This window comes from Mycobacterium sp. NPDC049093 (assembly GCF_040704635.1).
GTDB lineage: Bacteria > Actinomycetota > Actinomycetes > Mycobacteriales > Mycobacteriaceae > Mycobacterium.
In genome coordinates, this window is the sequence record NZ_JBEZJS010000005.1 from 300074 (window position 1) to 312911 (window position 12838).

The 12838-nt window shown below is 65.0% G+C and carries 14 protein-coding genes and 1 riboswitch; of the genes, 8 read left to right on the forward strand and 6 right to left on the reverse strand.

The window, feature by feature from the left end; genetic code table 11:
• The first annotated feature begins 133 nt into the window (after positions 1-133).
• The 4 genes from AB0876_RS21755 (at position 134) to AB0876_RS21770 (ending at position 2831) form a co-directional block, all read left to right on the forward strand.
• Complete coding sequence (locus AB0876_RS21755; protein WP_491837190.1) at positions 134-451, forward strand: ESX-1 secretion-associated protein; 318 nt, start codon at positions 134-136, stop codon at positions 449-451.
• Between the two features lie 100 nt (positions 452-551).
• Positions 552-1139: a hypothetical protein gene (locus tag AB0876_RS21760; protein ID WP_491837191.1), complete on the forward strand. Its 588-nt coding sequence runs from the start codon at positions 552-554 to the stop codon at positions 1137-1139.
• A gap of 25 nt (positions 1140-1164) precedes the next feature.
• A complete protein-coding gene (locus tag AB0876_RS21765; RefSeq protein ID WP_491837192.1) occupies positions 1165-1962 on the forward strand; it encodes a DUF2510 domain-containing protein in 798 nt (265 codons plus the stop codon).
• 149 nt (positions 1963-2111) lie between these two features.
• Positions 2112-2831, forward strand: coding sequence for an EspA/EspE family type VII secretion system effector (locus tag AB0876_RS21770; RefSeq protein ID WP_491837193.1), 720 nt, complete (start codon positions 2112-2114; stop codon positions 2829-2831).
• Positions 2832-2833: 2 nt separating this feature from the next.
• On the opposite strand, the gene AB0876_RS21775 is transcribed toward AB0876_RS21770, so the two are convergent.
• A complete protein-coding gene (locus tag AB0876_RS21775) occupies positions 2834-3463 on the reverse strand; it encodes a TetR/AcrR family transcriptional regulator (RefSeq protein ID WP_491837194.1) in 630 nt (209 codons plus the stop codon).
• A gap of 99 nt (positions 3464-3562) precedes the next feature.
• Here AB0876_RS21775 and AB0876_RS21780 point away from each other — a divergent pair, with 99 nt between their 5' ends.
• From AB0876_RS21780 to AB0876_RS21790, 3 genes are read left to right on the forward strand one after another with little or no spacing between them, the layout of a single operon-like run.
• Positions 3563-4597, forward strand: coding sequence for an ABC transporter permease (locus tag AB0876_RS21780; protein WP_491837195.1), 1035 nt, complete (start codon positions 3563-3565; stop codon positions 4595-4597).
• Positions 4584-5750, forward strand: a complete 1167-nt coding sequence (locus AB0876_RS21785) for an FAD-binding oxidoreductase (protein ID WP_491837196.1) — start codon at positions 4584-4586, stop codon at positions 5748-5750. Before AB0876_RS21780 ends, AB0876_RS21785 begins: the two co-directional genes overlap by 14 nt.
• A 19-nt stretch (positions 5751-5769) precedes the next feature.
• The gene (locus AB0876_RS21790; protein ID WP_526042929.1) at positions 5770-6672 is read left to right on the forward strand and encodes an aldose 1-epimerase; all 903 of its coding nucleotides are present in this window, start codon (positions 5770-5772) and stop codon (positions 6670-6672) included.
• Here AB0876_RS21790 and AB0876_RS21795 read toward each other — a convergent pair.
• The 5 genes from AB0876_RS21795 to AB0876_RS21815 form a co-directional block, all read right to left on the reverse strand.
• The gene (locus tag AB0876_RS21795) at positions 6669-7043 is read right to left on the reverse strand and encodes a heat shock protein transcriptional repressor HspR (protein WP_055110692.1); all 375 of its coding nucleotides are present in this window, start codon (positions 7041-7043) and stop codon (positions 6669-6671) included. The two genes, AB0876_RS21790 and AB0876_RS21795, sit on opposite strands and share 4 nt — an antisense overlap.
• On the reverse strand, positions 7040-8206 hold the full coding sequence (gene dnaJ / locus AB0876_RS21800) for a molecular chaperone DnaJ (RefSeq protein WP_055110693.1): 1167 nt from the start codon (positions 8204-8206) through the stop codon (positions 7040-7042). Before dnaJ ends, AB0876_RS21795 begins: the two co-directional genes overlap by 4 nt.
• Positions 8207-8243: 37 nt before the next feature.
• Positions 8244-8885 (reverse strand): nucleotide exchange factor GrpE, encoded by a 642-nt coding sequence (grpE, locus tag AB0876_RS21805; RefSeq protein WP_491837198.1) that lies wholly within the window; start codon positions 8883-8885, stop codon positions 8244-8246.
• Complete coding sequence (gene dnaK, locus AB0876_RS21810; RefSeq protein WP_491837199.1) at positions 8882-10735, reverse strand: molecular chaperone DnaK; 1854 nt, start codon at positions 10733-10735, stop codon at positions 8882-8884. Before dnaK ends, grpE begins: the two co-directional genes overlap by 4 nt.
• Before the next feature lie 177 nt (positions 10736-10912).
• The gene (locus AB0876_RS21815) at positions 10913-12298 is read right to left on the reverse strand and encodes an L-serine ammonia-lyase (protein ID WP_526042930.1); all 1386 of its coding nucleotides are present in this window, start codon (positions 12296-12298) and stop codon (positions 10913-10915) included.
• A gap of 53 nt (positions 12299-12351) precedes the next feature.
• Positions 12352-12451: riboswitch (glycine riboswitch) on the reverse strand.
• A 171-nt stretch (positions 12452-12622) separates the two neighbouring features.
• Here AB0876_RS21815 and AB0876_RS21820 point away from each other — a divergent pair.
• The gene (locus AB0876_RS21820; RefSeq protein ID WP_491837201.1) at positions 12623-12835 is read left to right on the forward strand and encodes a TOBE domain-containing protein; all 213 of its coding nucleotides are present in this window, start codon (positions 12623-12625) and stop codon (positions 12833-12835) included.
• Positions 12836-12838: the final 3 nt, after the last annotated feature.

The window sequence follows — 12838 nt, forward strand, 5'->3', positions numbered from 1 at the left end:
GTGTACCGAAATTGGTGCGACGAAGTGCCTCAGCGCGCTGTTAGGGTCTCCTCCAAGACCTGAGTGAATGCCTGCAGATGTGGCACTGGGACCGCGGTCGCCACCAACTGCGAACACGCACAAGGAGAAAAGCATGTCCGGCGAACTGCGAGTGATTACCTCACACGTGCTCGAACTTGCGCAAATGCAGGCTACCGCCGCGGAACAGATTCTCGCGGCTGCCTCTGCATCTCACGGTGTCAGCACGTCAATGGTGGTCAATCACGGTGTGGTCTGCTCAGCGGCCAACGCGGCTGTCGCGGCGGCAGAAGCAGCACGCGCTGCCGCCTGCGCCGGTTTGAACTCCGTCTCGACCAGCCTGTCGAGCAGGCTGGGGGTGGCAGCGTCACGTTACGACCAGTCCGATGCACAAGGGGCTGGCAAACTCGGTAAAGAGATGCATCCACGCTGAGACCACTACCAGCCGGCAACTTCGTCAGCGGTAACGTACGGATCAAAGCCATTTGTCTCGGCTCGCGCCGGCCGTCGATCAGAATCGGGACTTCAGATACGTGACCACACACGATCCGGACGATGAGTTCTTCCACTCCGACGACACGGGTTTGGATGCACTCGACTTCGACACACCACCCCAACCCGACGATGGTGGGTCGGGAATTGACGCACTGCCGGACTACTCCGTAGGTGAAATCGACCAGGGAACCCGCCTCGATGGTGTCGACGACTTCACCAGCGCTGACGTCGAAGACGATGAGGACGACATTTTCGGCGCGGTCGAGACCGACGCGGCTACCGCAGATGAGGCACAGGGCCCCGTGGTCCAGGCGATCAACCCGCCGGGCACCGTCTCGGTGACGGCCTATCTCGGCGGGTCGGTCGCCCAGGTCGATCTGGATCCAAAGGTAACCACCTTGACCGAATCCCAACTGGCTGAAGAGATCCGGTTCGTGGCAAGCGTGGCGGCCACAAAAGCTACGGCTGCCGTGCATGTCGGCGTGGTGAACATGCTCGTCGAGCAGGGCATGGATCTGCGCGACGCGCGGGATTTCGTGGAGACCAACATGCCGTTCGCCACACCGGAACAGGCCCACGAGGCCGACATCGCGCTCATCGCACGCCACACCGAGCGCGAAGACTGACCGAGGGGCGACCATCAACGAAAGCGTGCCACCACCGCCGCAGGCGGGATGGTTTACCGACCCGTGGAACATTCAGCAGATCCGGTACTTCGACGGCCGACAATGGACACCCCACGTGGCAGCTGGTTCGCCGACACGGCCGGCGACCGCGACCCAGGCCCCTGCCCCGCCGCTGATTTCGGGAGGGTACCCATTCGGGGAGCCCACCCTGTTTCTGCAGCCAATCCGCGGTGGATCGGGCTCCGATATCCGTTGCTCGATTACGAACCCGCGCGGGCAACTACTCGCGTTGATCCAACCACTTAAAGCACCCCCCCTGGCGGCTGAGGCAATAAGCGAACTCGTATTCGAGGTCGTTCGGCCCGATGGAACCCAACTGCTGCAGTTCATCCGATCCGTTGGATTCGCGGGTCGTGGCAAACATCGTCTGCACGTTCACGACCCCGACGGCCGTGAACTCGGTTGCCTTCGGCAGACCAGCTCGTATTGGCAATACTTCCGAACCCCCAAAATTTCGTTCGAGCTCGAGTATCAGGACCAATCGCTAGGCGCCACCAAAGTACGTTCCTATATCCCCAAGTTCACCAAGTTGGAACTCGACGAACCGATCTACGACACCAGTGCAGAGATCGGGCGGGTACATAGTCAACGGAACCAATCCAAGCTCGAAGCCATGTTCATGTACGCGACCTTCGATTACCGGCTCGACTGTGCGCATCCCACGTCCCCACCAATTCCTACGCTGCTGCTGGCGACCACTTTTGCACATTTTCTGTATGACCAGCTCGATTCGCTAGCGCCGTTCTCGCGGTGGGCCCGATGAGTGTGCCGTCAGCCTGGGCACCAGCCGTCAGTGCATCCAGTGTTGCCCCAGAGAACGCCAAAGGCGCGTTCGGAACACCCAAAATTGGTGCATAGCAACATGTTGAGACGCTGTTAGGCTCACCTCAACGAAGGAAGGACCAGCCAAGAATGAGCTTTTGGGATGCCGCGGAGAAGGTCAGCAAAACTCTCGGCAAGAGCGACGAGTTGGGCGATCTCGGGGATGCCAACACTCTGTGGTCCACGAAGTCTCATGCCGATGCCGGGGACAAGCTCGGGCTAGGTTCCGACGCAATTGGGCTCGTGCAGATGCTCATCGGGAAATCTGTCGCAACTCCCATCATCAATGTCGGCCTGTTGGGCATCCAAGGTATGACTCTCACTTGCGGAATCGGCAATCCGGATACTGGCGACAGGTTCGGGCAGGGCGCAGAGCAGTTGGGCCAAGTCCATGACACCCTGGAATCGGCGAAGCCGACCTCCGGATGGCAAGGCGACGCCTCGCAGGCCTACACAGGCCAAGACGCGAAACAACAGGAACGTGCGCGCACGATCGCAGAAGCGGACAAGGCCTTGGAAGCAATCGTGAGCAAACAGGCGAGTCAAATCAATCAGACCCGCTCGTTCCTCGGTACCTGCGCGACTGTGCTCGGCTATGCGATCCTGCCCGCAATGATTGCGAAGGTCTCCGGTCCGCAGGGTCCTGCTGTCGCAATGGCGATCGAGATAGGCGCGGTGGCCGGCTCAGTGCCTCTCGCTGCCGGCCGGACGTCCATGATGAACGCCAACTCGATGGCGAACGCCGTGGAGATCGGCCAGGCCATGGGGAAATACGCCAAGGTGGCCGCAAGCGCGACATTCGGCAAGTAGCACTACAGCTCCGGCAACCCCAGCTCGTCCGCATCCGCGGTGAGGTAGCGGGTCACCGTCGGCGCGAGTAGCCGCACGATCTCTTCGCCGGGCAGTGTCGCCATCGGTGGCACGGCCATCACATACCGCAGCATCGCGGTTCCGACAAGATTCGATGCGGCGAGCATGGCCCGCAATCGAGCCTGCTCGCCGCCACCCAGCACCCCCGACACCGCGGCGAGCACATAGTCCTGCATGAACGTTCGAAATGCCACGTGCGCATCGGAATTCGATGTCGCAGACTGCAGCATGACCCGCATGCTGGCTGCGGTGTCGGGTGATTCCCACATCTTCAGGTAGGTGCGGACCATCCGTTCGCCGATCTCCGCCTCGGGCCCTTCCAGGGCGGCCACCAGCACGTCGGGATCGAGGATCAGCCGCAGCGACTCCCGGAACAGATCGGCCTTCGAGCCGAACAGATAAAGCACCATCGACGCGTCGACGTGGGCGTCCGAAGCGATGGCGCGGAGCGTCGTCTTCTCGTACCCCTCGGCCGCGAAGCGCTGCTTGGCCGCCGCGAGCACCGCGTCGCGGGACACCGGGTCGCCCTGACGGCGCCCCCGACGCGTGACAGTTTTCCCTGGTGAAGCCATACATCGACACTATCATTTCAATGACTGTTGAAAACATTCGAACCGAGCGTTACCCTCACATCAACCGATTAATTCAACGTCGGATGAAAAGAGGGAATGATGCTCTCGACCCAGGCCACGGCACCCGTCCACCACGCAGCGCCCGAACACGACCCGCCCGCCGCGCTGCGCGCCATGGGTATCGTCGCCGCCCTGACCGTCGCGATCGCCATCGTGGCCATCGCGTTCGCCCTGCCCGCCTCACGCTCCAAGCCCCAAGAGATCCCGATCGGTGCGGCGGGCCCCCAGGCCGCCACCAGCCAGATCGCCGAAAAACTCGAACAGCAGGCCCCCGGTGCGTTCAAGGTCACCTACTACCCCGGCGAGAACACGTTGCGGGAGGCGATCCTCAACCGAAACGTCTACGGCGGCATCGCCTTCGGCCCCGATGGCCCGACCATGCTGACCGCGACCGGAGGCAGCCCGGCCGTCGCACAGCTGCTCACCCAGATCGGTGGCGGTATCGCGGCCCACTCGGGACTGACCCTGCACACCGAAGACCTGGCCCCGCCGACCGCCCAGGATCCGCGCGGGACCGGGCTGGCCGCCTCTGCCCTGCCGATCACACTGGCCGGGATGCTGCCTGCTGTCGCATTGACCCTGGCACTGCGCCGTGAGGTGTGGACCCGCCTGACGGCGACCATCGTGTTCTCCGCACTCGCCGGCGTCACGGTGGCAGCCCTGCTGCGTTACGTGTTCGGCTCCATCGACTCGAACTTGTGGGGGGTGGCCGCCGGCCTGACCTTGGGAATCGCTGCCGCCGGATTGTTCATGCTTGGCTTGGGATCGATGTTCGGCAAAGTCGGTTTGGGCGTGGGTGCGGCGCTGGCCCTGCTGCTCGGCAACCCGCTGTCCGGGCTGACCGCGGCGCCGGAGATGCTGCCGTCCGGCTGGGGCCAACTCGGCCAGCTGCTGCCACAGGGAGCCACCGCGACGCTACTGCGGTCCACCGCCTACTTCGACGGAGCCGGGGCCGACTCGGCGATCATCGTGCTCGGTTGCTGGGTCATCGTCGGCCTGTCATTGGTGATCATGGCCGCTTTACGGCGCCCGAGCCGCTCCGCGCCTATGATGCAGCTCCGTGGGCCTCGATGACCGTGCAGCACTGGAGACACTCCAGAACGCCGTCGACCTCGCGCAGGGCTCAGAGCCGCTGATCCGCGATTTCTACACCCGTTGGTTCGCCACCGACCTCTCGGCCCGCGATCTGTTTCCCCCCGACATGGACAGCCAGCGCAAGGTCTTCGCCCGCGCCCTGACCTGGCTGTTCGGGGAGTTGATCGCTCAGCGCGCCGAGGAGCCGGTGGCGTTCCTGGCTCAGCTCGGCAGGGACCACCGCAAATACGGTGTGACGCAGAGTCATTACGACTCGATGCAGGAAGCACTGTTCAACGCGCTGCACGACCACCTCGAGGCCGATTGGGACGACGCCCTGGCCGAGACCACCCGCGACGCGGTGGCCCTGATCATCGGGGTGATGCGCGGGGCTGCCGACGCCGAGGACTCCCCGGCCTACTGCGACGGAACGGTTATCGAGCACCATCGGGTCACCCGCGACGTCTCGGTGATCCGGCTGCAGCTCGACCAGGCGCTCTTCTACCACCCCGGCCAATACGTCACGGTCCAGGTGCCCCAGTGGCCGCGGCGCTGGCGCTACCTGAGCCCCGCCATACCCTCGGACCGCTCGGGGGCCATCGAGTTCCACGTCCGGTCCGTCCCCGGCGGCATGGTGAGCACCGCCGTCGTCGCCGAAACCAAGGTCGGCGACCGCTGGCGCCTGTCCAGCCCGCACGGCGGCCTGCAGGTCGACCGCGATGGCGAAGATGTGCTGATGGTGGCGGGCAGCACGGGCCTGGCCCCGCTCCGCACCATCATCATGGACATGACGCTGCACGGCGAAAACCCCCGCGTGCACCTGTTCTTCGGTGGCCGCTATCCGTGCGACCTGTACGACCTGAAGACGCTGTGGCACATCGCCTCGACCAATCCGTGGCTGTCGGTGACCCCGGTGTCGGAGTACAGCACCGATCCCCCGTGGGCCGGCCAGTATCCCGACGTCCGGCCGCCGCGCGGGCTGCACGTGCGCCAGACCGGCACGCTGGCCGAGGTGGTGACGAAATTCGGCAACTGGGGTGACCGGCAGATCCTCATCTGCGGTGGACCGGACATGGTGACCGCGACGAAAACCGCGCTGGTTGAGCGAGGCGCACCGGCCGAGCGCATCCAGCACGACCCGCTGACGCGCTGACGCGTGCCAGACTGGCGGCATGGCCGAGGTTCAACCAGTCACCTTGTCTGACCCGTCGTCGTCACTGACGGCCACCTATGTGCCGGGCGCGGGGATGATCTGCACGTCGTTGGCCGACGGCACCACCGAGTATCTGGGCCAGCGGCGCGGGCTGCAGGCCTACCTCGACGACGGCAAGACGATGGGCATCCCGATCCTCTATCCGTGGGCAAATCGACTGAGCGCCAACGAGTACCGCGTCGACGGCACCACTGTGAACGTGACACCGGGGGTCAACGGTGTGCGCGCCGACGCACACGGGGCGCCGATGCACGGTGTGCTGGCCGCCAATCCGGGCTGGCAGGTGATCGAAAAAACCAAGAACGTACTGGTGGCGGCATTGGACTGGAGTGCCCGGCCAGGCTTACTGGCGACGTTCCCGTTCCCCCACCGCCTCACGATGTCGGTGACGCTGGCCGACCGGACCCTCACGGTGGCCACCACCGTGACACCAACCGCCGAGCAACACGTCCCGCTGTGCTACGGCTATCACCCGTATGTGACGATTCCCGGTGTGCCGCGCGAGGATTGGCAGTTGCAGTCCCCCGCCATGCGGCACCTGCTCGTGGATGAGCGGGGTCTACCCACCGGCGAATCACGGCCGTGGCCGGGTGGGACGCAACGCCTCGGTACCACCGAACTAGACGACGGATTCGACGACGTCGGGCCGGGTGCCGTGTTCACACTGTCCGGTGGTGATCGCCGCGTGAAGGTCACCTTCGACGCGGGCTACTCCGCAGCGCAGCTGTTCGCGCCGGGCAGCGACGGCGTGGTGGGCATCGAGCCGATGACCGCACCGACCGACGCACTACACCGCGGAAATTACAAAATGGCCGCCCCCGGAAGTCCGGAGACGGCCACCTTTTCGATCAATATCGGCTAGCGTGCGCCCCTGCGCGGTTGCCACAGGACCACCGCTTTCGACGCCACCGAAACGTCGCGCCGCTGGTCGGTGAGTTGGTCGACCTGTTGGGTCAACTCGGCAACCCGCGTGCGCAGCGCGTCAACCTGATTGGTCAGTTCGATGATGCGCTTGATCCCGGCGAGGTTGACGCCCTCGTCCTGCGACAGCCGCTGCACCTCACGGAGCAGGTCGACGTCACGTTCGGAGTAGCGACGCCCGCCGCCGGAACTGCGCTGCGGGCTGACCAGGCCGAGCCGGTCGTATGTGCGCAGGGTCTGCGCGTGCATACCGGCCAGCTCGGCGGCCACCGAGATCAGGAACGTACGGGCTTCCTCTTTCCGCTGGCTCATATGTTGCCTGCCCATCCGGCCCGCGGGTCGAAACCACTGGCCCGTTCGGCTTTCGCATATGCCTCCAACGCCTCTGCCGCTTCACCTTCCAGGTTCGGCGGCACTGCGACCTTCACCGTGACCAGCAGGTCACCGTGGCCGCCGGAGCGCTTGGGCACCCCGCGCCCGCGCACCCGCAGGATCCGGCCGTCGGAGGTGCCCTTGGGCACCCGCACACCGACCTTGCCTTCCAGGGTGGGAACGGAAAGCGTTGTCCCTAGAGCCAATTCGTGGAAACTGACCGGAACGCTCACCGTCAGGTCGTCGCCGTCACGCCCGAACACCTTGTCGGGACGCACGTGCACGGTGACGTAGAGGTCACCCGAGGGAGCACCCCGTAGCCCGGCCTCACCCTGGCCGGCCAGCCGAATCCGCTGACCGTCCTCGACACCCGGTGGGATCCGCACGTTGATCGTGCGGGTCCGGGTGGTGACGCCGGTGCCCTGACATTCGGCACACGGGTGCTCGATGATCGAACCGCTGCCCCGGCATTCGGTGCACGGCTCGGAGAACCCGAACGCCCCTTGGTTGCGGTTGACCACACCGGAGCCGTTGCAGTTGGGGCATACCTTGGGGCTGGTTCCCGGCCGCGCACCGCTGCCGTGGCAGTTGGTGCACGGTGCCGGGCTGGTCAGCCGCAGCGGCATGGCCACGCCCTTGGTGGCTTCCAGGAAGGACAGCTCGGTTTCGGTTTCCAGGTCATTGCCCCGGCGGGGCCGGCTCGGCCGCGGTTGTGCACCGCGCCCGAACAGCCCGCCGAAGAGGTCACCGATGTTGGCGCCGCCGCTCTGGCCGGCCGCGTCGAACAGGTCGCCCAGGTTGAATTCGGCTCCGTCGGAACCGAATCCGCCACTGAAGTTCCCGCCCTGGTTGAACCGACGCCCACCCCCGGCGAACAGCCGGCGAGTCTCGTCATACTCCTTGCGCTTCGCGGGGTCCGACAGAACACTGTTCGCCTCGGAAACCGCCTTGAACCGCTCTGCCGCTCCCGCATCGGGATTGCGGTCAGGATGCAGTTCGGAGGCCAGTTTCCGGTAGGCCTTCTTGATCTCGTCGGCGCTGGCGTCAGAGGAGACGCCGAGTTCTTTATAGAAGTCCTTCTCGACCCACTCGCGTTGGGCCATGCGCCACCTCCTTACCTCTTCTCTCTAGTTGGATGGACTAATTGTCTGATTCTGCGGCCTGACCGCCTGCGGCGTCAGCGTTATCCGCTGTCCCCGACGGGGAATCACCGCTGGAGTCGGCCTCGGGCACCGTGTCGACCACGCCGACGAGGGCGTGCCTGACCACCTGGTCACCGATCTTGTAGCCGCGGCGCATCACAGTTCCGACGACGGGGTGGGTGCCCTCGCCCTCGTGCTGCACGGCTTCGTGCAGCGACGGGTCGAACTCGTCACCCTCCGCGCCGAACGCGGAAAGACCCTGCCCCTCAAGGGCACCGACGAGCTTGTCGGCAACCGACTTGAGCGGCCCGGATTCCAGGTCACCGTGGCTACGGGCCCGGTCCAGGTCGTCGAGCACACCCAGCAGCTGGCTGATGACGGTGGCCTTGGCCCGGTCGGCGGTGACCTGCTGATCACGCAGTGACCGCTTGCGGTAGTTGTCGTATTCGGCCTTGACGCGTTGCAGCGTGGACTTGAGCTCGGCAACCTCGTCGCTGTCGCTCGCCGGCGCACCGGCATCGGAGGCGGCGGACGCCGGCCCACCAGGGGCCGGCGCCTGCTCACGAACCTCACCGGTGTCGGGATCGATGCGCCGTTTGTCGGTGATGGTCACCGGCTCGTGCGAATCGTTCTCGCTCACTTGGTCTCCTGATCATCGTCGACAACCTCGGCGTCCACCACGTTGTCATCCGCGGCGCCGGCCGAATCTGCTCCGCCGGCGCTCTGCTCGGCCTGGGTGGCCTCGTAGATCGCCTGGCCCAGACCCTGTGACTCGACGCCGAGCTTCTCCATCGCCGCCTTGATCGCGGAGATGTCGGTGCCTTCCAGCGCCGACTTGGCCTCGGCGATCGCACCATCGACCTTGGTCAAGGTGTCCTCGGGAACCTTGGACCCGCCTTCGGCCTCACGCTGCTCCTTGACGAACTTCTCCGTCTGGTAGACCAGCGACTCGGCCTGGTTGCGGACATCGGCCTCTTCGCGACGCTTCTTGTCCTCGTCCGCGTGCGCCTCGGCGTCCTTGATCATCCGGTCGATCTCTTCCTTGGAAAGGCCGGAGCCTTCCTGGATCTTGATCGTGTTTTCCTTGCCGGTGCCCTTGTCCTTGGCGGTGACGTGCACGATGCCGTTGGCGTCGATGTCGAAGGTGACCTCGATCTGCGGCACGCCGCGGGGGGCCGGCGGGATACCGGTCAGCTCGAAGGAGCCGAGCAGCTTGTTGTGCGAAGCGATTTCGCGCTCACCCTGGAAGACCTGGATCTGCACCGACGGCTGGTTGTCGTCTGCGGTGGTGAAGGTCTCCGACCGCTTGGTCGGGATGGTGGTGTTGCGCTCGATCAACTTGGTCATCACGCCACCCTTGGTTTCGATACCGAGGGACAGCGGGGTGACGTCAAGCAGCAGAACGTCTTTCACCTCGCCCTTGAGCACGCCGGCCTGCAGCGCAGCGCCCACCGCGACAACCTCGTCGGGGTTGACGCCCTTGTTGGGCTCCTTGCCGCCGGTCAGTTCCTTGACCAGGTCGGTGACCGCGGGCATACGCGTCGAGCCACCCACCAGGACCACGTGATCGATCTCGCCGACCGAGATGCCGGCGTCCTTGATCACCGACTGGAACGGCTGACGGGTGCGGTCCAGCAGATCCTGAGTGATCTTCTGGAACTCGGCGCGGGTCAGCTGCTCGTCGAGGAACAGCGGGTTCTTGTCGGCGTCGACGGTGATGTAGGGCAGGTTGATCGAGGTGCTCTGCGAGGAGCTCAGTTCAATTTTTGCCTTCTCGGCGGCTTCACGCAGCCGCTGCATCGCCATCTTGTCCTTGGTCAGGTCGATGCCGCTGGTGGCCTTGAACTTGTCGACCAGCCACTCGACGATCCGGTCGTCCCAGTCGTCGCCACCGAGGTGGTTGTCGCCGGAGGTGGCACGCACCTCGACGACACCGTCGCCGATTTCCAGCAGCGAGACGTCAAACGTGCCGCCACCGAGGTCGAAGACCAGGATGGTCTGTTCCTTGCTGCCCTTGTCCAGGCCGTAGGCCAGGGCGGCCGCGGTGGGCTCGTTGACGATGCGCAGGACGTTCATGCCGGCGATCTGGCCGGCTTCCTTGGTGGCCTGACGCTGGGCGTCGTTGAAGTACGCGGGCACGGTGATGACGGCGTCGGTGATGTCCTCACCGAGGTAGGCCTCGGCGTCGCGCTTCAGCTTCTGCAGCGTACGCGCGCTGATCTCCTGCGCCGTGTAGTTCTTGCCGTCGATCTCGACGGTCCAATCGGTGCCCATGTGACGCTTGACCGAACGGATGGTCCGGTCGACGTTGGTCACTGCCTGGTTCTTGGCGGGCTGGCCGACCAGCACCTCACCGTTGCGCGCGAACGCGACGACGGACGGGGTGGTCCGGGAGCCTTCAGAGTTTGCGACGACGACGGGGTCGCCGCCTTCCAGGACCGCCACGCATGAGTTGGTGGTCCCGAGGTCGATACCGACCGCACGAGCCATGGTGTTGCCTCCTGATAGAGATAGGGGTCTGAGCGGACTGCGCTCAAGCTTGCTCCGGGCGACCCTTGCTTGTCAACCCAGACTTGAGTCTGTCGCACTCAACTTGCTGTCGATGTGGTCAACGGGGGTTTTGGCGGTTTTGTTCCCGGGATTCCGGGAAATTTTTCTCGACCGGGCTCAGCATTCGACGACGTTGACGGCAACGTTGACCGCCAGACCACCCATGGATGTCTCCTTGTACTTCGCGCTCATGTCCAGTCCGGTGGCACGCATCGTCTCGATCACCTGATCCAGGCTCACCCGGTGGGTGCCGTCGCCGCGCAGTGCCATGCGGGCCGCGTTGATCGCCTTACCCGCCGAGATGGCGTTGCGTTCGATGCACGGGATCTGCACCAAGCCGCCGATCGGATCACAGGTCAGTCCGAGGCTGTGTTCCATCGCGATCTCGGCGGCGTTTTCGACCTGCCGCGGTGTGCCGCCCAGGATCTCGGCCAGCCCTCCGGCAGCCATGGACGCCGCGGAGCCGACCTCCCCCTGGCACCCGACCTCGGCACCCGAGATCGAGGCCCGCTCCTTGTACAGCGACCCGATGGCGCCGGCCGTGAGCAGGAAGCGGACGGTCACGTCGTCCGGATCGGCAATTCCGGCCGGGGTGTAGCGCAACGCATAGTGCAGCACCGCCGGGATGATCCCGGCGGCACCGTTGGTGGGCGCGGTCACGATTCGGCCGCCCGAGGCATTCTCCTCGTTGACCGCGAGTGCCACCAGGTTCACCCAGTCCTCGGCGAAGGCCGGATCACGCTGTGGGTCTTCGGCATTGAGCCTGACGTACCAGTCCTTGGCTCGACGCCGGACCATCAGGTTGCCGGGCAGGTAGCCGTCCCGGGACATGCCGTTGACCTGACACGAGACCATGACGTCACGGATCCGCAGGAGACGGTCGCGCACTTCGGCTTCGCTTCGGGCCAGACATTCGTGGCGCATCATCACCTGGCTCACCGACAGTCCGTCGCGTTCGGTCAGGGCGACCAATTCGGCAGCGGTGCGGAAGGAGCCGTCGGCGTCTGGTCCAGCGGTCTCACGCCGGACCGGTTCGGATTCGGCGACGACGAAGCCGCCGCCCACCGAGAAGTAGGTCTCCGCGTAGACCGTGTCACCGCCGGATGAGAATGCCGTCAATGCCATGGCATTCGGATGCTGGGCGAGGCGGCGGCCCGGCTGCAGATGCATGTCGGATTCGGTCAGTCCGATGATGATTCGGCCGGCCAACAGGATCTTGCCCTCGGCGCGAATGGTCGCAAGGCGCCGTTCCATCTCGTCGGTCTCGATCGTCTCGGGCCGGCACCCCGCGAGACCCAGCAGGATGGCCGGCATCGTGCCGTGGCCGGCGCCGGTCGCCGCCAGCGAGCCGAACAGGTCCACCCTGACCGAGGCGACCTGGTCAACCACATTGCGACCGACGAGTTCGTCGACGAACATGCCCGCCGCCCGCATCGGGCCGACAGTGTGCGAGCTCGACGGACCGATCCCGATCGAGAACAGGTCGAAGACACTGACCGCCATGAGATGACTCCAATCCCGGGCATCGCAGCTACGTGATGCATCGTGTGGTGACACCTCCCCGCTCTGTCCTGAAACCTGAGAGTTTTCAGCGCTTGGCGCCTGTTCCCCTTCGGTACGCGCACGGTACGTACGCAGTTCTCCAGAGTTGCCTCGGCACTGCGGTATTGGGGCCTGAGAGTTTCCGGAGAGGATTTGCACCTACGGCACTCCGATATCGGAGGTTCTCCCACAATGCGTCATCGACGTCTTGAGTTGTGTAACGGATGCTACTCCGACCACATGCGGCTAACGTCGAACCAAATCCACCGATCGACGGAGGTTCCGATGCGCCTGTCCACTCGCAACCAGCTCACCGGGACCGTGACGGAGGTGTCCATCGGCGCGGTCATGGCCACCGTCAAGGTAAAGCTCGACGGCGGTGAGCAGATCGTCACGGCGTCGATCACCAAGGAAGCGGTGGAGGAGCTCGGGCTGACGCCGGGTACCCCGACGACGGTCCTCGTCAAGTCCACCGAAGTGATGTTGGGCGTCGACTGACGG

Coding starts and splice junctions, on each gene's coding strand:
- AB0876_RS21755 (WP_491837190.1), top strand. CDS start 134: ATGTCCGGCGAACTGCGAGTGATTACCTCACACGTGCTCGAACTTGCG.
- AB0876_RS21770 (WP_491837193.1), top strand. CDS start 2,112: ATGAGCTTTTGGGATGCCGCGGAGAAGGTCAGCAAAACTCTCGGCAAG.
- AB0876_RS21775 (WP_491837194.1), bottom strand. CDS start 3,463: ATGGCTTCACCAGGGAAAACTGTCACGCGTCGGGGGCGCCGTCAGGGC.
- AB0876_RS21780 (WP_491837195.1), top strand. CDS start 3,563: ATGCTCTCGACCCAGGCCACGGCACCCGTCCACCACGCAGCGCCCGAA.
- AB0876_RS21790 (WP_526042929.1), top strand. CDS start 5,770: ATGGCCGAGGTTCAACCAGTCACCTTGTCTGACCCGTCGTCGTCACTG.
- AB0876_RS21795 (WP_055110692.1), bottom strand. CDS start 7,043: ATGAGCCAGCGGAAAGAGGAAGCCCGTACGTTCCTGATCTCGGTGGCC.
- dnaJ (WP_055110693.1), bottom strand. CDS start 8,206: ATGGCCCAACGCGAGTGGGTCGAGAAGGACTTCTATAAAGAACTCGGC.
- dnaK (WP_491837199.1), bottom strand. CDS start 10,735: ATGGCTCGTGCGGTCGGTATCGACCTCGGGACCACCAACTCATGCGTG.
- AB0876_RS21815 (WP_526042930.1), bottom strand. CDS start 12,298: ATGGCGGTCAGTGTCTTCGACCTGTTCTCGATCGGGATCGGTCCGTCG.
- AB0876_RS21820 (WP_491837201.1), top strand. CDS start 12,623: ATGCGCCTGTCCACTCGCAACCAGCTCACCGGGACCGTGACGGAGGTG.